A 22,201-nucleotide genomic window follows, 5' to 3' on the forward strand; every position below is an offset into this window, starting at 1 on the left:
CAAGTATTTGAGGGGTTTAGTAAAATCACACCTAATTATGGTGTTGGAGTAGGTGTTGGAATGAAATTGACAGGGCAATTAAAAAATGCTTATTTAGATGTTGGTTTGTATTATCAACAAGCTGATGCTACGAAGATTATTAAACGAAATTCAGTAAGTATTAACAGTGCTTATGTGGTTTCATATAAACAAGTTGTTATGCCTACTAATCAGATTATAATCAAAATAGGGCTTACTGGCTTTATGTAAATATTTCATAAAACCGCTTCAGATAGCATCTTATAACTATATGCTAAACCCATGGCAACACTATTGAAATTATCGCCTGATTTGATGATATTTTCGCCAAAACGCTTAACAAAAATATTCCTTAGCGGTCGTACCAATGATGTTCCGCCAGTCATAAATACTACATCAATATCTTTGTTATTTATCTGGTTTTGACTCAAAAACTCTTGTAGATAGTTTTCAATTTTCTGTACATTTTTATCAATAATTTCATTTTCAAAATCTTGAATCGAAATGGGTTCGTCGATACTTATTTCATGTTCATTAAACTCCAAAATAGCGTTATCAATTGCTGTAAGGTCGATTTTAACTTTTTCTATTTGCTTAAAAAGTACATAGCCTAAGTTAGCTTCAATGAGTGTTTGAAGGTTTTTTACACGATAATCTTTCCCCGAAAAATTATAAGATTTATTAATACTGATTCGCATCCGCAACGAATCCAAAAAGTTCATTCGTTCCCACGAGCAAATATTATGAAAGTACGACAAAGGCAAATCAAGAGGTTTTCCTGGCGTAAACTCTTCTTTAACACCTCTACCAAAATGTGGTGTGCCTTTGTGCCACATAATATCCGAATCGAAACTATCGCCACCAATATAAATACCACCTTGGGCAAGCATATCGGCTTGTCTGTCTGCCTGATGAATTGCGTCAGGATTGAGTCGCATCAACGAAAAGTCGGAAGTGCCACCTCCAAAATCGGCAACTAAAACTAGTTCTTGTTTTTCTATTTGACGTTCATAAGTAAATGCTGCACCGATAGGCTCCATTTGAAAAAAGAAACTTTCAAAACCTGCAATTTGTGCTGCCTTAGATAGCCTTTCTTGTGCCAAAGCATCTTTTTCTGGATTTTCGTCAAAAACAACGGGTCTGCCAATAACTGCTGTTGTGATGTTTTCTCCAATAAAATCATCGGCCAATTTCTTCAAATGTATCAAAATCAAAGCCACCAAATCTTCTGCTCGATAACTTTTCGACCCAATTTTTGTATCAATAAAACTTTTATTTGGTAAAACCTTTTTGATAGATTTCATAAACCGGCCACGCATTCGGTTCTGCACATAAAGCGAAATAGCTTCATTTCCAACTGTCGGAACAACTTGTTCTTTGGGCTTTGTAGGTCGGGCAGCGTCCTGCCGGGCAGCGTCCTGCCGGGCAGCGTCCTGCTCTGGAAAAAATAGGAGAGAAGGGATTGTGAAAAGTTTGACTAAATTATTTGTTTCTGTGTCAAGAATGGCTAATGCCGAATTTGTAGTACCAAAATCAATACCGTAAATATATTTACTCATGTGTTACTTTTAAATGTGGCTTTATATAACAGATGATTGCTCAAAATGGTTTCCTTAATCTAAAAAAACTGTAAGGTCTTGGGAACCCCGTCTTTTCAGACCTTGCAGGTTTAATTCCTCCATTTTTTTTATCACCCAGATTTTCGCATCTTTGCAAAAAAACCACCTTTATCGAATAAAAAACAAAATAAATACATAAAATATTAGCGTTGCTAAACAGTTTCTTAATTCTGAAAATCACCAAAATTTACCAGACCGAGAGAGAAACAGTTGAGTCGGACGCACCCTATGGGTGTGTTCTTCTTGCTGTTTTATTTCAGTTCTTGGTTGGGCGTTTGGTGATGCCTCAGAATTACTGGAAAATTATAGCAGAGGTTCCGCCCTATTTTTTTGCCTTTTCTGCCCTACGAACCTCGGGGTTTTCAATCTGAAAATACCTCCGAAATGCCGCTTCAAAACTTTAAAGAAATCCTTACAAATCTACTAAAAACCGATGCTCGTTTGATTGACGAACAGGGGGAACTGCTCATCAATATTGTGCATGAATTTGCCAATAATTTAGACTCGCAACTCATCGAATTGCTAATTGATGAGGCACAAACACGAGAAAAATTCTTTTTACAAATCAAAGATGTGTTTGTTTTCAAGCAATCGGACTTTAAGTTTTTTTTGGACGAAAACAAGATTGACAATAGCTATACGCAATACGAAAACAAAATCGGGTTGAGTTTTGGTAGTCGATTATTGCGTGAAACGTCGGACGTTGTGCTGAATTTTCCGTACAAAGATTGTGTGTTGGAAGGTGGACAAAGCACCGAAGAAGGGACTGATATTTATTTTGAGTATGACATACAAGCGGGCGATTATGTAGAGAAAAAAGCTAAACGAAAAGAGGTTTTCTTCAATCAAATATTGGCTCGTGATGAAATTGATAGACTTTTTGAACCAAAGGCATTTACAAAAATAAAATGCTATACAAGAGAAGGAGATGAACAAATAGAGAGTTTTAACAGAGATGAAAATGACAGAATTACTGATAATTTGATTATAAAAGGCAATAATTTATTGGCTTTGCATAGTTTAAAGCATGAGTTTAGAGGCACAGTGAAGCTAATTTATATAGACCCACCGTATAATACTGGTAACGATAGTTTTGCTTATAATGATAATTTTAATCATTCATCTTGGCTCACTTTTATGAAAAATCGCTTAGAAGTAGCGAGAGAATTATTGAGAGAAGATGGATTTATATTTATTAGTTGTGATGATTCTGAACAAGCTTATTTAAAGATTATCTGTGACGAGGTTTTCAAGAAAGATAATTTTTTAGCAAATTTTATTTGGAGAAGGCGAAAAACACAGGCAAATCTTGCAAAATATATTGCACCAGTTCATGACTTTATCATTTGTATATCAAAAAACAAATCTGAAACGAAAATAAATAAAATTCCATATTCAGACGAATTTATTAAAAAAACTTTTTCAAATCCAGACAAAGATTCAAGGGGTGTTTATCAAACTGGACCATTAGCAAGACCTGCTAATTCAAGTAATAAGGAATATACCTTGAAAATGCCTAATGGAAGGGCGATTACTGCAAAATGGAGTTGTTCACAAGCTACTTTTGATAGATACGTAGCAGAAAATAGATTAGTCATTCCTAAAGATGGTCAAGGTATGCCAAGAATTAAAATATTTTTATATGAACTTGAAGGACAAATTCCAAATACATGGCTTGATAATATTGCTACAAATGATGAAGCCTCACGAGAAATAGAATCTTTTTTTGGTAGTAATGCTATCTTTAGTTTTTCAAAACCAGCTAATTTAATTAAACATTTACTTTTAATTGGTTGCCAAAAAGATGACATAATTCTTGATTTTTTTGCAGGTTCAGGTACAACTGCTCATGCAGTTTTACAATTAAATAAAGAAGACGGAGGAAATAGACAATTTATTTTGGTTGAACAAATGGATTATGCAGAATCTATAACAGCCGCCAGAGTAAAGAAAGTAATGGAAAAAGAAGGTATTGAAAGTTCATTCATCTACCTCGAGCTTGCCAAAAATAATCAAAATGCCATAGAAAAGATAGAAAAAGTAGAGAGTTATGAGGCATTAATGGCGTTTTTTAAAGAAATGTATGAGAAATACTTTTTGGGCTATAATGTGCGTATCAAAGAATTTCGAGAAAAAATCAGTCAAGAAGGAGCATTTAAAAATCTGCCCTTAGAGCAACAGAAACAGATTTTTGCCAAGATGCTCGACCTCAATCAACTCTATGTCAATGTAAGCGATATGCACGATGCCCGCTATGATTTGAGCAAAGAAGACATTGCCTTGACGAAAGATTTTTATCAGTTAGATTAATTTTTTTCAATTGCCGTTTGACTTTAGTCAAATGTTCTTAAGGATTTTATGACCACGAAGTGGTCAAATTTGAATAGCCTCGAATGCAATTCGAGGGACAAAAATGAACTATTGGGTTACGACTCTGAAGGAGTCGAACTTTTTTCTATAACTTAATGACAACGGCTATTTCCTTTCGATTTGGTTGAAGCCAATTTTGTTTTGACTTTCTAATACCGCCAGCTAAAGCTGACTGGGTCGCACAGACGGCAATTTAAAATACTAATTTTATGTCTTTATTTCCTGAAAAATACCTTTTTGAAGAATTAAAAGCGAAGGCTTACGATTTAGATATTCCCAAAATCAAACTTTCCGATTTCTCATACATCACCGAAAATCTCAAATATAAACTCTTCAAATGGCAAGAAGATGCTTTAATTAATTTCTTGACTTATGAGGCAATCAAAGAACGAGAAGAAGATTTTGCTTCTACTCATTTGCTTTTCAATATGGCAACAGGTGCGGGCAAAACGCTCGTAATGGCTGCCACGATTTTGTATTATTACAAGAAAGGCTATCGAAATTTTATCTTTTTTGTAAATCAGAATAATATCGTAGGCAAAACCGAAGAAAACCTTTGTAATACAAGCCACAATAAGTATTTGTTTGCTCAAAACATCGTAATTGACGACCAAACGGTGAGCATCAAAAAGGTGAATACTTTTGCCGATTTTAGCGATGATATACAGATAAAATTCACTTCTATTCATGCCTTGCATAATGACGTTTATAAAGTAAAAGAAGACAATGTTTTTTTGGAAGATTTACAGCGAAAAGACCTCATTATGCTTGGCGATGAAGCCCACCATTTGAATGCCAAAACGATTAAAAACAAAGGTATTCAGTTGGAGATTTTAGCTACAAAAGAACTTTCAGAGGGAGCTTCACAAGATGATGTTGAGAAAAGTTGGGAGCATACAGTTATTGAGTTATTACTTAACAAAGGCTCGAAAAAAAGCAATTTTACTAATAAAAATGTCTTGTTGGAGTTTACTGCTACAGTTCCCGAAGATGAACAAGTAAGAAAAAAATATCTTCCAAAAACCATTGTCAAGTTTGATTTAAAAGATTTTCTAAAAGCTGGTTACACCAAAGAAATCAATTTGGTTTCATCATCTTTTGATAAGAAAAAACGCATTTTGCAGGCTTTACTTTTTAATTGGTATCGGCATAAAATTGCTTTAAAATACAATATTCAAAACTTCAAGCCAGTCATACTTTTTAGAAGTAAAACCGTTGATATTGCCGAACAGAATAATTCAAAAGATGATTTTGTATTTTTCAAAGATTTGATACAAGACTTACAATCATCAGATTTTGATTTTTTGCATGAAATTGACGATACAAAATTGATGGAAGAAGTCGAAATTTATAAAAAAGGGCAAAGCCGTATCATTGATGTAAAGCGTTTTATTACTGAAAATAATATTTCGCTGAAAGAAATCATTGATTATATGCAAGACTATTTCAATGAGCGAAATTGTATCATTACTAACTCAAAAACCAACAAAACCAAAAAAGAAAAGACCGACGAAGGAACCGACCGACTGCTCAATAGTTTGGAAGACAAAGAAAACCACATCCGATCGATTTTTACCGTACAACGCCTCACCGAAGGTTGGGATGTGCAGAACCTTTATGACATTGTGAGGCTTTATGAAGGACAGAATTCGGGCGGTTCGAACAAAGGCAAATCTGGCGGTGCAACCACTTCGGAAGTACAATTGATAGGTAGAGGTGTGCGGTATTGTCCTTTTAAATTTGAAGAAAAAGAAGCTAATAAACGAAAATTTGATGGTGATTTGAACCACGAATTAAGAGTTTTAGAAGAATTTTATTTTCATAGCGACAATGATGAGCGATATTTAAGTGAACTCAAAAAGGAACTTAAAGACAAAGAATGGCTGACTGATAATAAAGTTATCAAACTTTTTGGCTTCAAAAAGGAGTTTTTAGATAAAAATAAGGATTTTCAAATTTTTGTAAATACTCGCCTTGATAATAAAAACAAGAAGAAAAGAAAGTTGCCAGAATTGCATAAAGACTTTGAATTTGCTTACAAAATTGAAAATCTTGCTATCAATGAAACGAACATTCGTTTAGAAAAAGACGAAGCCGACAAAATAAGGTACGATTCGGGCAATAGTGATTTTACGACTATTGGTACAAAATTAAAAACCTTTGAAACGCACATTATTCGCAAGGCACTTAATATCCAAGCACGAAAAGACAATTCGATATTTAGGTTTTGTCATTTGAAAGAAGAATTAGAAATTACATCAATGGATGAAGTTTTGGACGATAAATTTTTTGGAAGTTTAAAAATTGATGTTTTGATGGTAAAAACAAGCTATAATGGTGGATTAACAAAAGAAGAAAATCTGCAAAATATTCCAAATGAACAAAAACTCAAACTACTCGTTCGTTTTTTTGAGAAATTGGGTAATGAATTAAAGCAAATTTCTAATCCATACATCGGCTCAGAATTTAGTGCTGAAAAATTGATAAAATTATTTCCAGAAAAACCAAAGGCGGTCATATTAGACGAAAAAAATACACAATTAGAAGCCGAATTAATCGCCAAAAACTGGTATGTATCCAATGCTTTTCATGGCACAAGCGAAGAGCAAAAGTTGATGGATTTTTTGAAAACCGTCATGGGTAATTTTGAAAATAAATATGATGAAGTTCAATTTTTGAGAAACGAGGGAGTTTATACAATTTACGATTTCAAAACTGGCAAAGGTTTTCAACCAGATTTTATACTACTTTTAAAGCAAAATGCACAAAACCTTTACTATCAAGTATTTATCGAGCCAAAAGGCGACCAATTTAAAGATGAAGATAATCTTTTTGAAAAAGGAAAAGAAGGTTGGAAAGAGAAATTTTTGCAAGAAATAACAGAAAAATACAGCATTACTGGCAACCTAAAAATAGAAAACAATGATTTTAGATTGATAGGTTTACCTCTTTATAACCAAAAAAGCAGTTTAGATTTTAAAGCAAAAGTTAAAGAATACTTAGCAACAGAAATTGTATAATTTATAGCCTAAATACTCTTCGATAAATCTCGTACTTCGCCTTTATCGCAATAAAGTGTGCGGTGAGGGAAGCGTTCAATCAATTCAAAATCATGGGTTGCCATTAGCACTGCGGTACTTGATTTTTCGTTGATGTCGAGGAAAAGTTTCAAAATTTCGACTGACATTTCGGGGTCGAGATTTCCCGTTGGTTCGTCGGCAAGTAGAATATCAGGTTTATTAAGTAATGCTCTTGCAATACCCACACGTTGTTGCTCACCACCAGAGAGTTGGTGTGGCATTTTTTCAAGAATATGTGGTAAACTCACTAAATTTAAAACTTCTAATATTCGCTCATTTACACCATCTTTTTCGGTCCAACCCATTGCTTTTAAATAAAAACGAAGGTTTTTTTCAATATTTCGGTCGCTTAATAACTGAAAATCTTGAAAAACGATGCCAATATTTCTTCTCAAATAAGGAATCTCGGAGTGCTTTAAGGCATGAAGTTCATACCCAGCAACACTACCAGTGCCTTTTTCCAACCAAAGGTCGGCGTAAAGTGTTTGTAAAAGAGAAGATTTTCCACTACCAGTCCGCCCAATCAAATAAACAAATTCTCCTTTTTGAATACTAAAATTCACTCCCGACAAGACTAATTGTTCTCGTTGGTAAATATATGCATTTTGAAGTGAAATGACTGAATCCATAGAGTTCTGAGCGGTTCGCCGCATTAGTTTAGAGTTCTGAATTCTGAAAAAAATAACTAAATCCAGAATTCTTTCATCGAGCTGCACCAGTCCATTACGGTTGGTTATACTGACCTAGAGGTTGTTTGAGTTTTTTTGCTGGCAAAAAAATGTCATTTTAAGCCAAAATCAAAAAACTTAAAATAACCTCTTAGAGATGTAAACTAATAAGAACCGCTATGGTGGACTGTTCAGAAATTTAGAAACCAAAAAATTATTTTGCGTTTGCTTTAGCGAAATCGGCTAAAAATTTTGCCAAGCCTGAATCGGTCAATGGGTGATTCATCAAGGCAAGAATAGCTGAAAGAGGGCCTGTCATGACGTCAGCTCCTAATTTAGCACATTGAATGATATGTAAAGGATGGCGAACCGAAGCAGCTAAAATTTGTGTTTCGTAGCCATAATTGTCATAAATTAAGCGGATATCTTCAATCAAAATCATACCATCAGATGAAATATCATCTAAACGACCTACAAAAGGAGAAACATACGTTGCACCCGCTTTGGCAGCCAAAAGAGCTTGACCTGCCGAAAACACCAAGGTACAGTTAGTTTTAATACCTCTTTCCGAAAAATATTTAATGGCTTTGATACCGTCTTTTATCATTGGCACTTTTACCACGATTTGCTCGTCAATTTCTGCCAATTCTTCGCCTTCAGCAATCATTCCTGCAAAATCAGTTGAGATAACTTCGGCACTTACATCGCCATCAACTATCTCACAAATCGCTTTGTAATGACGCAAGATATTGTTTTTTCCAGAAATACCTTCTTTTGCCATAAGCGAAGGGTTGGTTGTAACACCATCAAGAACGCCAAGGTCTTGGGCTTCTTGAATGTCTTTAAGCGAAGCAGTATCAATAAAAAATTTCATGGAATTAAATAGACCCCCGGCCCCTTAAAGGGGATTTTTGTTAGGAGTTTTCAAGTCTTGGGGTTTATTAAAAACAAGAAAACTACTTTATATACTTAGATGCAGAAATATCAAAAAAAAAGGCAAATTCACCGCTCGACCACAGTACCCTTGCTTCGGTCAAGACCTGGGGGATTCAGCAGGAGCTGGTAATTTGCCAGTACAAAGGTACGGAAAATTTGATACGACAGCAAACGTTTTATTAAAATTGCCAGAAAAAACTATTTTTAACTTGAACATACGCATTTTTTTGACTTGATTTGATGAATTATTCCTAACCAATTACATTACAAGTCATGTTTCAGAAAATTATTCTTTGGTTTTTTATTATTGTGTTTTTATATTTTACTGGTGTACAGTACAACGACCCCGATCCTTATATTTGGATTCCTACTTACTTAATTCCTGTTTTTTTGTGCTATTATAAATTACAAGGAAAGGGCGAAAAAGTAATGTATTTTACTGTTGGCTTGCTATTTTTGATGTGGGCAATCAATCAATTTCCTCCTGCTTGGGAAGGCGTATGGCTTAATCAATTAGGTATGAAAACACTCAATATCGAATTAGGCAGAGAATCGCTCGGCTTGGGTTGCTGCACAATAGCAATGTGGATTTGTGGTGCTTTGAAATAAGATTTGAGATACGAGATAGGGGATTCGAGAAATTAATTAAAGCGTTTTGATAATATCATTAATTTTGTTTTTGTCTAATTTCTCAAATCCAGTATCTTGAATCTATGATAACATCGCCAAAAACTCGTCTTCTGAAATCATTGTTACGTTGAGTTTTTTGGCTTTTTCTATTTTGGAAGAACCGGGCTTTTCGCCCACAATCAGAAAATCTAATTTGCCTGATACGCCACTGACTACTTTTCCTCCATTGGCTTCAATTTTCTGTTCGAGGGCTTCACGCTCGAAGTTGGCAAATGTACCTGTGTAAAGAAAAGTCTTACCAATTAAGCTTTCACTTTCAATTTCTCTTACTTCATCGTGGGCTGAAAATTGTAGCCCAGCCAAACGAAGTTTTTCGATAAATGTTTGATTTTCAGGGTTTTGAAAGTATTCTATAACACTGAGAGCAATCTTATCGCCAATTTCTGGAGCAGTGCGGAGTGTTTCGTAATCGGCATTTTTGATGTTATCAATGTTTTTGAAAAAGCTTGCTAGTTTTTCGGCAACAGTTGCTCCCACATATCGAATGCCAATGCCAAAAAGCACTTGTTTGAATGGTACTTGCTTCGATTTCTCGATGCCTTCCAGAATATTTTGTACTGTTTTTTCCTTGAAACCAATCTTTCTGACTTTTCCCGTTAGTTCATCTTCGGTTATTTTTTCGAGTCCAAACAATTTTTCGTGAGTCAAATCATAAAGGTCGGTAACATCTCTGACCAAGCCTTTGTCGTACAATAATTCGATTTTTCCTTCACCCAAACTATCGATATTCATGGCTTTTCGGTGAATAAAATGCTCGATTTTTCCTCGAATTTGTGGCGGACAACCTTTTTCGTTAGGGCAGTAATGATTGGCTTCGCTTTCTTTTCGAGTGAGTGTTGCTCCACATTCGGGGCAAATAGTCGGGTAAACTATTGGCTGTGCGAACATATTTCTTTTAGAAATATCGACACTCGTAACTTTCGGAATAATTTCGCCACCTTTTTCTACAAAAACAGTATCACCAATTCTCAAATCAAGACGTTCGATTTCATTGGCATTGTGCAATGATGCACGCTTGACGGTTGTTCCTGACAAATGAATGCCTTTATTGTTTTGCTTTTCGTTATCTAATTCAGCTACTGGCGTAATTGCTCCTGTGCGACCCACTTGGTAGGTTACCGCTTTCAAAATCGCGGGTTTCGACTCGGCTTTGTATTTGTAGGCAATTGCCCAGCGAGGACTTTTGGCAGTATAGCCTAATTCTTCCCTTTGAGCAATCGAATTGAGTTTTATCACAATGCCATCGGTAGCCAGTGGAAGTGTAAAACGTTTTTCACCCCAAAAGGCGATATAATTCATAACGGCTGCTATATTAACACATTTTTGCCAAGTTGGTGAAACATTAAATCCTAAACTTTTGAGAGCAATTAGGCTTTCTTCGTGGGTGGTAAATACTTCTTTATCTGATAAAAATTGATAAACATACGCATCTAAACCACGTCTGGCAACTTCGGCAGAATCTTGCAATTTGAAACTTCCCGATGCTGCATTTCGTGCATTGGCATAACTTTCTTCGCCAGCTGCTTCGGCATCAGCATTCATTTTTTCAAATGAAGAATAAGGGAGAAAGCCTTCGCCACGAACTTCAAAAAGTCCCATTTCCTCAATAGGCAATTGAGTCGTTACTTTCAATGGTATTGTACGAATAGTTTTTACATTGTTTGTAATATCATCGCCTCGTACGCCGTCTCCACGAGTTACACCACGCACAAAAACGCCATTTTCGTAAGTCAATGAGAGTGAAATTCCATCAAATTTTAGTTCACAGATATATTCGTAGGCTTCGCCATTAAGTCCTTTTCTCACTCTTTCGTCAAAGTCTATTAGCTCTTGTTCGTTATAAGTATTTGCCAACGAAAGCATAGGAAAACGATGCTCTACACTGGCGAAGTTTTTGGTAATTGTTCCACCAACTCGGTGTGTTGGTGATTCGGGTAATTTTAGGGCAGGATATTGAACTTCGAGATTTTCCAATTCTTTTAACAATAAGTCAAATTCTTGGTCAGAAATTTCCGAAATGCTATCCATATAGTAGCGTTGGTTATAATGATTCAGTGTTTCGGTTAGTTGGGAGATTTTTTCGGCAGAGGTCATTTTAATAATGCTTGAAATGATTGAGGGGTATTTCGGTTTCAAATTTAAAACAAATATCAACAAAAAAACCTACTTCAAAGTAGGTTTTTGGGTATTATTACCAATAAATTGGAACTTTGTGTTACAAATTTATACACTCATTATGTCTCGTTCTTTGTCAGACATTAATTGTTCTGCTTTTTGAATATAACCATCGGTCATTTTTTGGATACGCTCTTCGGCTTTTTTTACTTCATCTTCAGAGCCTCCGTCTTTTTGTATTTTTCTCAACTCATCATTTGCTTCTTGGCGAACTTTACGAATGTTTACTCGAGCCACTTCAATTTCATTTTTAGCTTTTTTTACTAAATCTCTACGTCTTTCTTCGGTCATTGGCGGAATATTCAAACGAATATTTTCTCCATCATTGGCTGGCGAAAGTCCAATATTTGAATTTATAATAGCACGCTCAATGTCGCTAATGAGTTTTCGCTCAAAGGGTCTTAACGAAATTGTGCGTGCGTCGGGCGTGCTGATTGACGCAACTTGTGATAATGGCGTTGGTGAACCGTAATACTCAACCATAATACCATCGAGCATTTGGGCAGTGGCACGCCCAGCTCTGATTTTTGAGAGTTCGATTTGCGTATGTTTCAAGGCACGATCCATCGTATCTTTCGACATTTCCAGAACTAATTCTATTTCTTCCATTGTTAAAATGTTTCTAAAATCAATTAATTATTTTGATTTGTAAACTTCGTGATTTTATTTTAAACGATTGATATTCAATCTCCCACAAGCGTACCTACATCTTCACCTTTCACTACTCTCATGAGGTTTTCTGCTACGTTCATGTCAAAAACAATGATTGGCATTTTGTTTTCTTTACAAAGAGCAAACGCCGTTAAGTCCATGACTTTCAAGTTTTTATTGATTGCTTCGTCGTAGCCTATTTTAGCGTATTTTGTAGCAGTTGGGTCTTTCTTTGGGTCAGCTGTATAAACGCCATCTACGCTTGTACCTTTTAGCAGCACGTCAACGCCCAATTCATTGGCTCTTAATGCTCCGCCCGAATCGGTTGAAAAGTAAGGATTTCCAGTGCCAGCTCCTAAAATTACGACTCTACCTTTTTCTAAATGTCTAATAGCTTTACGGCGAATAAAAGGCTCAGCCACTTGTTCCATTTTAATAGCTGACATCAAACGGGTGAAAAGTCCTATTTTTTCTAAAGCACTTTGCACGGCCATTCCGTTGATTACAGTGGCAATCATGCCCATATAATCGCCTTGTTCACGGTCAATGCCAGGGCTTAGGCTTGCTCCACGAAAAATGTTTCCACCGCCAATCACAATAGCCACTTGGCAACCTGCATCTACAATAGATTTAATTTCTTGAGCATACTGCGAAAGAATATCGGAGTTAATAATTTGGCTTTTGTCGCCACCGTTGAGGGCTTCGCCGCTGAGTTTGAGTAGGATTCGCTTATATTTGAGTTCAGACATTAGGCTGGATATTTTGAGGCAAAGTTATGTTTAAAATTTTGAGATTGGAAAATTTGTATAACAATTCTCCGAATTTCTCTACTGGTAAGTGCAAAACTAAAGAATACTTTTACTCAAATTCAATAATTAATTGCCCTTTTTCTACACTATCACCTATGTTTACTTTGATGGTTTTGATTTTTCCATCACCTGCTGCTTTGATAGCGTTTTCCATTTTCATGGCTACCAAAATCAATAAAACATCGCCTTTTTTTACTTCATCGCCGACTGTTGCCTTTATTTCATAAATAAGTCCAGGCATTGGTGCTTTCAGGTTATTGAGTTTTGTAGATGTAGTATTATGAATACCCATCTTTTCTAAAAGCAAATCTGTACGGTCTTTCAGATTAATGGTGTGAATTGTGCCATTGATTTTTAGTTTGAAGATTTTTTCAGCATAATTGGCCTCTACGAGTTCGGCATTATACGATTTATTATCTTTCAAAATATGAAAATCTTTGTCTGAAATTTGGCGTAAATCCCAAGAAAAAGGCTCGTTGTTTAATAGAATCTGCTCTTTTCCTTCCGAAATCTCAAAACTACTATCATTAATTTGGGCTTTTAGCATGGCTGAAAAGATTATTTTTTATTTATCAAATATACACCAATCAAAATAATTATCATACCAAAATAATGTAAAAATGATATAGATTCACCATCAATAAAGCCCATGAGCGTGGCTACGACGGGTATTAAATAGGTAACTGACGAGGCAAATACAGGCGAAGTAATCTGCAAAACATAGTTAAATATAATGGCAGCAAGTCCCGAATTGATAGCACCCAGAAGTATAAGTAATAATAAAGGATTTAGGTTTTCGGCATTTACTCTTGATAAAAAGTCTGTCGAAAAAAGGATAATTGCTGATAAAATTGCCACCGTAAACAGCGTCCAAGCACTGAGCAAGATAGCATTGATTCCGCTTAAATGTTTGCCTACAATATTTACATTAAAACCATACATAAGTGAGGCAATAATGATTAAAAGAGCATAAGTATTGGCAAATGAAAGCCCATCTTTGCTCGAAGAAAGTACTAAAATTATACTTCCTACGAAACCTAAAACAAGTCCTGCAACTTGCCAACGTTTAATTATTTGTTGGAAGAAAATAGCTCCAACAATCAGTACAAATAGGGGAGTAGCAGAGTTTAAAGTGCCTGATAGTGAGCTATCTATCTTACTTCCTGCAAAAGCAAATAAAAATGCAGGCAGGAAATAACCAAGTAAACCTGACCACAAGAAATATTTCGTTTTTTCGACTGGATATTTTTTTCTGGCAGAAATTATCCAAGGTAAAAAGACTATTCCTGCCGACATAATTCTGACGGTTGCAATCTGAATAGGTGTAAAAACATCAAGGCTTTTTTTGATAATAAGAAAGGAAGAACCCCACATGGTAGCCAACAGACATAGTAATAGCCAAGAAATGAGGGTTTTGTTTTCAGGATTTGTAAATGTGTTTTTATTCACGTGGTTGGTTTTTGAAGTGATTTTGTAGAACGGATTTCCTAACCCGTCGTACGGTTAATCTATGCCAGCATATTCGACCTTAACAAGTTGTTTTTCAAGCAGATATCCATCGTAAACTATGGTAATTTCGTCGAGAATATCAGAAATTTCTTGCCATTCGAGCGAATAAACCAAACGCATGCGATATTCTTTGAAATTGGGTAAGCCTTTAAAATAATTGCTGTAATGTCTTCTCATTTCCAAAATTCCGAGTCTGTCACCTTTCCAACGAATCGAAAAAGCGAGATGTTTACGTGTGGCTTCAACTCTTTGGGAGATGCTTGGCGAAGGTAAATGATGACCAGTTTTGAAATAATGTTTAATTTCGTTGAAAATCCAAGGATAACCAATGGCGGCTCGCCCAATCATGATGCCATCTAAGCCAAACCGATTTTTGTAGTCTAATGCTTTTTCGGGTGAATCAATATCGCCGTTGCCAAAAATTGGAATATGTATGCGTGGATTTTCTTTGATTTTAGCAATCAATGTCCAGTCTGCATCACCTTTATACATTTGAGCTCGTGTGCGACCGTGTACTGTAAGTGCCTGAATACCAACGTCTTGTAAACGTTCAGCAACTTCTCCAACGTTTTTTGTTTCTTCACTCCAGCCCAAACGAGTTTTTACTGTAACTGGCAAATGCGTAGCTTTTACCACGGCGGCTGTCATTGCTGCCATCTTCGGAATATCTTGTAAAAGTGCCGCTCCTGCACCTTTACAGGCAACGTTTTTTACTGGACATCCATAATTTATATCAATCAAGTCGGGCTTTGCGGCAGTGGCAATGCGTGAGCATTCGCCCATTGTATCTACATCACTACCAAAAAGTTGAATACCGATGGGGCGTTCATACTCAAAAATATCTAATTTATGTACACTTTTAGCTGCATTACGAATCAAGCCTTCGGAAGAAATGAATTCGGTGTACATCAAATCTGCCCCGTTTTCTTTACAAACTAAGCGAAAAGGTGGGTCGCTCACATCTTCCATCGGAGCGAGTAAAAGCGGAAAATCGCCAAGTTCTATGTTACCTATTTTTACCAAAATTTATAATTTTTAGTTTATTTTGTCGCAGATTGCAGTTTGAAACTTCAATCTATTTATAGTTTCGATATTTCCGTTTGGGGTTTATACTCTAAACAGCTATCAATTTTATTCAACCTAAAATAGACAAAAACGGTTCGTTAAAAGTCAATGATTAAAAGCTAAAAGCCGATTAAATATTGCGAATGAGCAAATTACTCAATAATTTTACCACAAAATTACAAAAAAATACGCTATGAAACTTGTTGATTCTCGTGAAAATCCTGCGTCGTCGTCGCTTTTAATTATTATTGGGCTTTTTCTTGTTGGTTTTCTTTTTGTCGGAAGTCTCATTCAAATTTTGGTAATGGTAGCGGCTGGTGCATCCTTGCAAGATATGATGAGCAGTGGAGGCGATTTTAGTAAACTGCCCAATGCTTGGATAGGGATGATTTTGGGGCAGGGATTAGGTTCTTTAGCAGGTTTTGTAGGGATAGCGTGGTTTTACTGGCGAATTATTGAGAAAAAGCAATGGGAAGACTTGAATTTTAAACCTCTGCCCCAAATTCAGGTTTTTGGAATGGTAGTTTTGATAGAAATTGCTTTTATGGGTTTTAATGGTTGGTTACAAGAACTTAATCAAAATATTGTTTTTCCAGAAGCCTTGAAAGGTTTGGAAGCAATACTAAAAGAAATGGAAAATAAATTAGCGGAAGCAACCAAGTTTTTCACGAATTTTACTTCATTTTGGCAGTTTTTATTAGCTTTTTTGGTAATTGCAGTCATTGCAGGAATAGGGGAAGAGTTGGTTTTTAGAGGACTAATTATGAGAAAATTATTTCTTGGAACAAAAAATATTCATGTCGCGATTTGGGTCGCAGGTTTTATTTTTGCTGCTATACATTTTCAGTTTTATGGTATTTTACCTCGAATGATGCTCGGTGTCGTATTTGGTTATTTATATTATTGGACAGGAAATATTTGGGTTCCAATTTTTGCCCATATTTTCAACAATGGTTTGGCAATAGTCGTTATGTATTTATATAACTTGAAAATCATCAAAACCGACCTCGAAAGTATGGACGATATTCCGCTTTCAATTGTAGTTTTTTCATTACTCGCAACTATTGGTTTGATGTTTTTGTTCAAGAATTACATACAGCAAAAGGAATTGGATTCACAGAACGTATAGAATTTTGAAAGGTTTAATGGAAAATCAAAGTAAATTCAGACAATGGTTTAAGCGACTCGGTTGGGCTGGCTTCCTTTTCTTTTTGATAAAAGGTTTACTTTGGTTAATTATTCCCTACTTAATTGCGAAAGGAATTTTTTAAATAATGTAGAGTTACGACTGGCTCGTTCGAACCATGAAGTGTATGTAATTCACTAATTCGTAACTCAACATTCTGCATTTTTTCAATATCCCACACTTGTATTATCAGCTCTTGGGTCTGATGCACCTTCGAGAGTTCCGTCGGTGCGAAGCATTATACAGTCCATTCTTCCGAGTGTTCCTTTTTGTGCATCAATAATATATCCTCTTGATTTTAAGGCGTTTATGGTTTTTTCGTTGAACGCATTTGGTTCATAAACTGTGCGGTCAGGTAGCCATTGATGATGAAATTTCAAAGCATTTACTGCTTGTTGCATCGTCATTCCATGTTCAATTACATTCAAAATGGTCTGGTAAACCGAAGTAATAATCGTTGAGCCACCAGGCGTGCCAACTGCCATCAAAAACTTTCCGTCTTTTTCTACGATTGTCGGTGTCATTGAAGAAAGCATTCGTTTTTCTGGTTGAATTTCGTTGGCTTTATTTCCAATCAAACCAAACATATTTGGTACACCTGCTTTGATACTAAAATCGTCCATTTCGTTATTCATCAAGAAACCGCCACCTGCAACTACCACTTTGCTACCATAGCCGCCATTGAGTGTTGTAGTTATCGAAACAGCATTTCCTTCCTTGTCCACGACCGAGTAATGAGTGGTTTCATTTGACTCATAACCCGAAATATTCCCACCGTCAATTGCTTTGCTGTCGGTAGCTTTCGCAAAATTGAAATCTGACCAATGTTTTTTGAGGTAATCTCTACTCATCAATTCTTTCATTGGCACTTTTACAAAATCCATATCTCCCATCCATTTGGCACGGTCGGCATAAACTCGGCGTTCAGCCTCAATCATTACTTGCACCGTAGAATCGCTATTCCAGCCCCATTTGCGTAGTGGATACTGCTCAACGGTTCTTAGCAATTGTACCAAAGCTACACCTCCGCTTGATGAAGGAGGCATCGTAATAATATTATAATTTTTATAATCTGCCACGATTGGTTCACGCCAAGCTGAATGATATTTTTTCAAATCTTCGTGCGAAATTATTCCACCACCTTTCTCCATTTCTTTTACTAATAAATCGGCAATTTCGCCTTCATAAAAGCCGTTTCTTCCATTTTGTTGAATAATACGTAGTGTCTTTGCCAAATCTTTTTGAACCAACAAATCTCCAATTATCCAATCTCTATTTTCTGTATTAATGAAATATGGCGTATTTTCTCCATTTATTTTTTTGAAATTAGCTTTGTTATTATTCAGCCCAAGAGCTTCTAGCTGGGTAAGAACTACACCTTTTTCTGCTAAATCAATGGCAGGCTGTATGACTTTTTCCCAAGATAATTTTCCAAATTTTTTGTGAATTTCAACCATTCCATCGACTGTTCCTGGCACGCCACTTGCCAAATGTCCAAGCAAACTTAATCCTTGAATTACATCTCCTTTAGTATCTAAGTACATATCTCGATTGGCTTTCAATGGAGCTTTTTCTCTAAAATCTAAAGTATATGCTTTACCGTTTTTATCACGAATAACAGCAAAGCCGCCACCGCCCAAGTTTCCTGCAAATGGAAATACTACTGCCAAAGCAAAGTGAGTAGCTACAGCGGCATCGATGGCATTTCCGCCCATTTTCATTGTTTCTACGCCTACATTCGAGGCTTCGGGATGGGCAGATGCCACCATTCCATTTTGACCAATAACGCCTTTTTTGTCCGAGAAAAAGGCTTTTTGGTTGGGGTCTTCTTCAAAAAGTACAAATAAATCTTTCGATTTGCTCGAAATTCCATCGGTTGTTTGGACTGGTTTATTCTTGCAAGAAAAAACTAAAATAAATAATGTTAATAATAGAAGTGTTCTTTTCATGTTTGTTGATGATTTATCGCATGGCGAAACAGATATTTGTTCCACGTATCCTTGAAATTTGCCGTTAAATTACTAAAAACTACTGATTAGCGAAATTCATTTCCAAAACTAATTTTAGAATACTATTTTCGTAAAATTATTAACTACAATTTAATGCCCTTTGGGGTCTTAGGCATTTATGAAATTTTTCTTTCTCACATTCGAAAGTTTTCGCTTTGCTTGGCAGGCTTTGCGAGAAAATTTACTCCGAACCGTTTTATCGCTTTTGGGCGTAACGATTGGTATTTTTTCCATCATCGGGGTTTATACGATGGTTGATTCGCTCGAATCGAATATTAAAGGAAGTCTAAGTTCTATAGGTAGTAATGTAATTTATGTGCAGAAATGGCCTTGGCTTTTTGGTAATGGTGATTATCCGTGGTGGAAATATTTCAGACGACCAGAGGCAAAATATGAAGAGTTTAAATATTTGAAAGAAAACCTCGAACATACCCATGCCGTAGCGATGATGGATTTTCAAGGTGGGGTTTCGTGCAAAAAAGGCAATAACAGTATTGAGGCTCTTTGCCAGGGAGTTACTTATGATTTTACGGAAATTACAGAGGTTCCGATTGTGAACGGACGTTATTTTGCTCCGCAAGAAGTAGAATCTGGCAGAAATGTAGGTATTTTAGGAGCAGATATTGCAGATGCTTTGTTTCCAGATTCCGACCCAATTGGACAAACCTTCAAAATGAAAGGGCAAAATATTACGGTTATTGGTGTGCAAGAGCGAAAAGGGAAACAGATTGCAGATTTTGGAGGCCAACCCGACGAAAAAATTTTTATACCTTTTCTTTCGCACAAACGTATCTTTTCTTCGGGCGAACCTTATGGCGATATTGTGCTAAAAGGACTGGATGATGACGAAGGCTTGCTTGAACTGGAAGGTGAAACAATAGGCTTGATGCGAACTAAGCGAGGTTTACGACCATCGGAAGAAGATAATTTTGCATTAAATCGCCCCGAAGCTGCTGCTGCTGCTCTCGGTCAGTTATTTAGCACTATTCGTGGAGGAGGGTTTATTATTGGCTTATTTTCATTATTGATTGGGGGTTTTGGTATTGCCAATATCATGTTTGTTTCAGTAAAAGAACGAACAAATCTCATCGGAATTCAGAAGTCATTAGGGGCAAAAAACTTCTTTATTCTTTTCCAGTTTTTATTTGAATCTATTTTCCTTTGCTTAATTGGAGGTTTTTTTGGCATTCTACTTGTTTATTTACTAAGTTTCATGCCATTAGGCTCGCTTGATATTGTTCTCAGCTCGGGTAATGTTATCTTTGGAGTTATTATTGCGAGCATTATTGGCATAGTTTCAGGTATTATTCCTGCATGGCAAGCCGCTCGACTTGACCCCGTTATTGCGATTCGTAGTAAATAAATGTGTGATTGAGTGATTGAGTGAATGTGTGATTGATTAATTTTGGGCGATGAAGTTGATTATGAAATTAAAATGTAATCACTAAATTATTCATTCACAAATTCACAAATTCTTTCTAATGCCTATTATTCTTAGTATCGAAACCTCTACAAAAAGTTGTTCGGCTGCTATTCATCAAGATAGTAAGTTGCTGTCTATCAGTGAGTTATATAACGAAAAGTCTTCTTCTGGAATGCTTACTACGCTTATAGAGCATGTAGTAAAAACTGCCAGTTTGACTTTTCAAGACCTCGATGCCATCGCTGTTGCAAAAGGTCCTGGCTCATATACAGGTTTACGTATTGGTGTTTCTACTGCAAAGGGTTTGTGCTTTGCACTTGAAAAACCACTGATTGCAGTTAATACTTTGGAGGTGATGGCAAGTTCGATTTGCGAACGGTTCGCCGTGCGATTTCTAATTCCTAATTCCGAATCCGAAATCGCAAATCGTATCGCAACGGCAAACCATTCTGAAATTATAAAAATTCTCCTATGCCCAATGCTTGATGCTCGTAGAATGGAGGTTTATTGTGCTGTCTATCAATCAGATAAGATGGCGGTCGTTGAGACAACCCAAGCAAAAATTATTGAAGAAACTTCATTTGCAGACTTACTTCAAAACCATAAAATCATCTTCTTTGGCGATGGAGCAGAAAAATGTAGAGCGATTTTAAGCAAACATCCCAATGCTATATTCTTAAATGAAACTTTAAATCCTTCTGCAAAAAGTGTTGGTATTTTAGCAACCAAAGCTTTTGAGAATAATAAGTTTGAAAATGTAGCTGACTTAGAACCTTATTATTTGAAGGAATTTATGACTACTACGCCGAAAAAAGTAAAATTTGATTGAATTAAAGCAAAACAAATACCTTCAGCAATCGTTTAAAGACAAGTTGACTTAACTTTTGAGTTTTTTTATGGTATTTTAATCATTTGGCATGAGGTATTTTTTTATTTTGGCAACTTTTATAAGTTTTCCCATACAAATTTTTGCACAAGACTCTACCAAACCATTTTTGAGAAATAAGAGTTTTTTAGCTTTGCCAGTAGTTTTCAGACTCCCAGAAACACGCTTTGGTGGAGGGGTTGCAGGAGCAACTGTTTTTGGTTTTGCTAAAGACTCTATTTGGGCAAAACCCTCTCAAATTTCGTTTGGAGCTACTTATACGCAAAATAAACAAATCTTGATTTTTTTTCCTTTCAAGATTTTTACGCATAACAACAAATACTATTTTTCGTCCGAAAATGGCTTGTTTCGTTATAAATATACCTATGCTGGCGTAGGCGAAAACCGTGTTGCTGACGAAAACTATAGTGCTGATTATGTGAGATTCAGGTTTTTGGCTACCAAATTAGTTCGTTTGAATACTTATGTAGGGTTGAGGCTTAACTTTGAAAATTATAACGTTACTTCAACGGTAGAAGAAGGAGAACTTGCTTCTGGAAAGATAAATGGCAGCGATAAATCTCGCACCTTAGGTTTAGGATTGAGTATTTTGAGAGATACTCGTGACCAAGTTTTTTTTCCAACAAAAGGAATTTTTGGCGAAATTTATGTTGTACCATCAGGAAAAGTTTTTGGAGCTAACCGTAATTTTACTAAAATCTCAGCTGATATTGCCAATTATGTGAGTTTAGGAAAGAAAACAGTATTGGCAAGTAATTATGTGGCAGTTGCCAATATTGGTGATGTTCCATTCAATCAACTGGCTTATTTGGGCGGACAGTATAAAATGAGAGGTATTTTGGAAGGGTATTTTAGGGATAAAAATACCTTAATGATTCAGCAAGAGGTGCGACAAGAAATCTGGAAGAGACTTGGAGCAGCAGCCTTTGGGTCGGTTGCTTTCTTGGGAAATCAAGAAGATATTTTACGTTTAAAAAAACCTAAATTCACCTACGGAGCGGGCATCAGATTTGCTACCAAAAATCACTTAAATATCCGATTAGATTATGCCCTTTCGCCTTATGGCAACGGTAATATTTATGCTACTATCGGAGAAGCTTTTTAAAT

The 22,201-nt window shown here is 36.0% G+C and carries 18 protein-coding genes; 8 read left to right on the forward strand and 10 right to left on the reverse strand.

The window, feature by feature from the left end:
* Window positions 1-249, forward strand: a 249-nt coding sequence (locus ACH2CJ_RS09930; RefSeq protein ID WP_394992518.1) for a hypothetical protein, incomplete at its 5' end; no start/stop codon positions are given.
* Window positions 250-254: 5 nt separating this feature from the next.
* On the opposite strand, the gene ACH2CJ_RS09935 is transcribed toward ACH2CJ_RS09930, so the two are convergent.
* The gene (locus tag ACH2CJ_RS09935; RefSeq protein WP_394992520.1) at window positions 255-1,577 is read right to left on the reverse strand and encodes an Hsp70 family protein; all 1,323 of its coding nucleotides are present in this window, start codon (window positions 1,575-1,577) and stop codon (window positions 255-257) included.
* 444 nt (window positions 1,578-2,021) lie between these two features.
* Between ACH2CJ_RS09935 and ACH2CJ_RS09940 the strand changes: the two genes are divergently transcribed.
* Together ACH2CJ_RS09940 and ACH2CJ_RS09945 are read left to right on the forward strand one after the other, a co-directional pair.
* The gene (locus ACH2CJ_RS09940; protein WP_394992521.1) at window positions 2,022-3,947 is read left to right on the forward strand and encodes a DNA methyltransferase; all 1,926 of its coding nucleotides are present in this window, start codon (window positions 2,022-2,024) and stop codon (window positions 3,945-3,947) included.
* A 269-nt stretch (window positions 3,948-4,216) separates the two neighbouring features.
* Entirely contained in the window at window positions 4,217-7,027 is a 2,811-nt protein-coding gene (locus ACH2CJ_RS09945; protein ID WP_394992523.1) for a DEAD/DEAH box helicase family protein, read from the forward strand.
* A gap of 8 nt (window positions 7,028-7,035) precedes the next feature.
* On the opposite strand, the gene ACH2CJ_RS09950 is transcribed toward ACH2CJ_RS09945, so the two are convergent.
* Window positions 7,036-7,716 (reverse strand): cell division ATP-binding protein FtsE, encoded by a 681-nt coding sequence (locus ACH2CJ_RS09950; RefSeq protein ID WP_394992525.1) that lies wholly within the window; start codon window positions 7,714-7,716, stop codon window positions 7,036-7,038.
* A gap of 253 nt (window positions 7,717-7,969) precedes the next feature.
* The gene (fsa, locus tag ACH2CJ_RS09955) at window positions 7,970-8,629 is read right to left on the reverse strand and encodes a fructose-6-phosphate aldolase (protein WP_394992527.1); all 660 of its coding nucleotides are present in this window, start codon (window positions 8,627-8,629) and stop codon (window positions 7,970-7,972) included.
* Between the two features lie 335 nt (window positions 8,630-8,964).
* Here fsa and ACH2CJ_RS09960 point away from each other — a divergent pair, with 335 nt between their 5' ends.
* Window positions 8,965-9,300: a transmembrane 220 family protein gene (locus ACH2CJ_RS09960; RefSeq protein ID WP_394992528.1), complete on the forward strand. Its 336-nt coding sequence runs from the start codon at window positions 8,965-8,967 to the stop codon at window positions 9,298-9,300.
* Window positions 9,301-9,402: 102 nt separating this feature from the next.
* On the opposite strand, the gene ligA is transcribed toward ACH2CJ_RS09960, so the two are convergent.
* The 6 genes from ligA to dusB all read right to left on the reverse strand — a co-directional run bounded on the left by ligA (window position 9,403) and on the right by dusB (window position 15,548).
* Window positions 9,403-11,475: an NAD-dependent DNA ligase LigA gene (ligA, locus tag ACH2CJ_RS09965; RefSeq protein WP_394992530.1), complete on the reverse strand. Its 2,073-nt coding sequence runs from the start codon at window positions 11,473-11,475 to the stop codon at window positions 9,403-9,405.
* 129 nt (window positions 11,476-11,604) lie between these two features.
* Window positions 11,605-12,165: a ribosome recycling factor gene (gene frr / locus ACH2CJ_RS09970; protein ID WP_394992532.1), complete on the reverse strand. Its 561-nt coding sequence runs from the start codon at window positions 12,163-12,165 to the stop codon at window positions 11,605-11,607.
* Between the two features lie 74 nt (window positions 12,166-12,239).
* Window positions 12,240-12,956, reverse strand: a complete 717-nt coding sequence (gene pyrH / locus ACH2CJ_RS09975) for a UMP kinase (protein WP_394992534.1) — start codon at window positions 12,954-12,956, stop codon at window positions 12,240-12,242.
* 109 nt (window positions 12,957-13,065) lie between these two features.
* Window positions 13,066-13,563 (reverse strand): acetyl-CoA carboxylase biotin carboxyl carrier protein subunit, encoded by a 498-nt coding sequence (locus tag ACH2CJ_RS09980; protein ID WP_394992536.1) that lies wholly within the window; start codon window positions 13,561-13,563, stop codon window positions 13,066-13,068.
* An 11-nt stretch (window positions 13,564-13,574) separates the two neighbouring features.
* On the reverse strand, window positions 13,575-14,465 hold the full coding sequence (locus ACH2CJ_RS09985) for a DMT family transporter (RefSeq protein ID WP_394992538.1): 891 nt from the start codon (window positions 14,463-14,465) through the stop codon (window positions 13,575-13,577).
* Window positions 14,466-14,519: 54 nt separating this feature from the next.
* Complete coding sequence (gene dusB / locus ACH2CJ_RS09990) at window positions 14,520-15,548, reverse strand: tRNA dihydrouridine synthase DusB (protein WP_394992540.1); 1,029 nt, start codon at window positions 15,546-15,548, stop codon at window positions 14,520-14,522.
* A 235-nt stretch (window positions 15,549-15,783) separates the two neighbouring features.
* On the opposite strand from dusB, the gene ACH2CJ_RS09995 reads away from it, so the two are divergent.
* Window positions 15,784-16,719: a CPBP family intramembrane glutamic endopeptidase gene (locus ACH2CJ_RS09995; RefSeq protein ID WP_394992542.1), complete on the forward strand. Its 936-nt coding sequence runs from the start codon at window positions 15,784-15,786 to the stop codon at window positions 16,717-16,719.
* 224 nt (window positions 16,720-16,943) lie between these two features.
* Here ACH2CJ_RS09995 and ggt read toward each other — a convergent pair whose 3' ends face one another.
* Entirely contained in the window at window positions 16,944-18,725 is a 1,782-nt protein-coding gene (gene ggt / locus ACH2CJ_RS10000) for a gamma-glutamyltransferase (protein WP_394992544.1), read from the reverse strand.
* A 178-nt stretch (window positions 18,726-18,903) separates the two neighbouring features.
* Here ggt and ACH2CJ_RS10005 point away from each other — a divergent pair, with 178 nt between their 5' ends.
* From ACH2CJ_RS10005 to ACH2CJ_RS10015, 3 genes are all read left to right on the forward strand, one after another.
* A complete protein-coding gene (locus ACH2CJ_RS10005) occupies window positions 18,904-20,148 on the forward strand; it encodes an ABC transporter permease (protein WP_394992546.1) in 1,245 nt (414 codons plus the stop codon).
* Window positions 20,149-20,266: 118 nt separating this feature from the next.
* Entirely contained in the window at window positions 20,267-21,037 is a 771-nt protein-coding gene (gene tsaB / locus ACH2CJ_RS10010) for a tRNA (adenosine(37)-N6)-threonylcarbamoyltransferase complex dimerization subunit type 1 TsaB (protein ID WP_394992548.1), read from the forward strand.
* A 166-nt stretch (window positions 21,038-21,203) separates the two neighbouring features.
* Complete coding sequence (locus tag ACH2CJ_RS10015) at window positions 21,204-22,199, forward strand: BamA/TamA family outer membrane protein (RefSeq protein WP_394992550.1); 996 nt, start codon at window positions 21,204-21,206, stop codon at window positions 22,197-22,199.
* Window positions 22,200-22,201: the final 2 nt, after the last annotated feature.

The sequence above is a fragment of the Emticicia sp. genome (assembly GCF_043780375.1).
Classification (GTDB): Bacteria; Bacteroidota; Bacteroidia; order Cytophagales; family Spirosomataceae; genus Emticicia.

Excerpts from the sequence above, each read along its gene's own strand:
- ACH2CJ_RS09935 (WP_394992520.1), bottom strand. The coding sequence starts at position 1,577 with ATGAGTAAATATATTTACGGTATTGATTTTGGTACTACAAATTCGGCA.
- ACH2CJ_RS09940 (WP_394992521.1), top strand. The coding sequence starts at position 2,022 with ATGCCGCTTCAAAACTTTAAAGAAATCCTTACAAATCTACTAAAAACC.
- ACH2CJ_RS09945 (WP_394992523.1), top strand. The coding sequence starts at position 4,217 with ATGTCTTTATTTCCTGAAAAATACCTTTTTGAAGAATTAAAAGCGAAG.
- ACH2CJ_RS09950 (WP_394992525.1), bottom strand. The coding sequence starts at position 7,716 with ATGGATTCAGTCATTTCACTTCAAAATGCATATATTTACCAACGAGAA.
- fsa (WP_394992527.1), bottom strand. The coding sequence starts at position 8,629 with ATGAAATTTTTTATTGATACTGCTTCGCTTAAAGACATTCAAGAAGCC.
- ACH2CJ_RS09960 (WP_394992528.1), top strand. The coding sequence starts at position 8,965 with ATGTTTCAGAAAATTATTCTTTGGTTTTTTATTATTGTGTTTTTATAT.
- ligA (WP_394992530.1), bottom strand. The coding sequence starts at position 11,475 with ATGACCTCTGCCGAAAAAATCTCCCAACTAACCGAAACACTGAATCAT.
- frr (WP_394992532.1), bottom strand. The coding sequence starts at position 12,165 with ATGGAAGAAATAGAATTAGTTCTGGAAATGTCGAAAGATACGATGGAT.
- pyrH (WP_394992534.1), bottom strand. The coding sequence starts at position 12,956 with ATGTCTGAACTCAAATATAAGCGAATCCTACTCAAACTCAGCGGCGAA.
- ACH2CJ_RS09980 (WP_394992536.1), bottom strand. The coding sequence starts at position 13,563 with ATGCTAAAAGCCCAAATTAATGATAGTAGTTTTGAGATTTCGGAAGGA.
- ACH2CJ_RS09995 (WP_394992542.1), top strand. The coding sequence starts at position 15,784 with ATGAAACTTGTTGATTCTCGTGAAAATCCTGCGTCGTCGTCGCTTTTA.
- ggt (WP_394992544.1), bottom strand. The coding sequence starts at position 18,725 with ATGAAAAGAACACTTCTATTATTAACATTATTTATTTTAGTTTTTTCT.
- ACH2CJ_RS10005 (WP_394992546.1), top strand. The coding sequence starts at position 18,904 with ATGAAATTTTTCTTTCTCACATTCGAAAGTTTTCGCTTTGCTTGGCAG.
- tsaB (WP_394992548.1), top strand. The coding sequence starts at position 20,267 with ATGCCTATTATTCTTAGTATCGAAACCTCTACAAAAAGTTGTTCGGCT.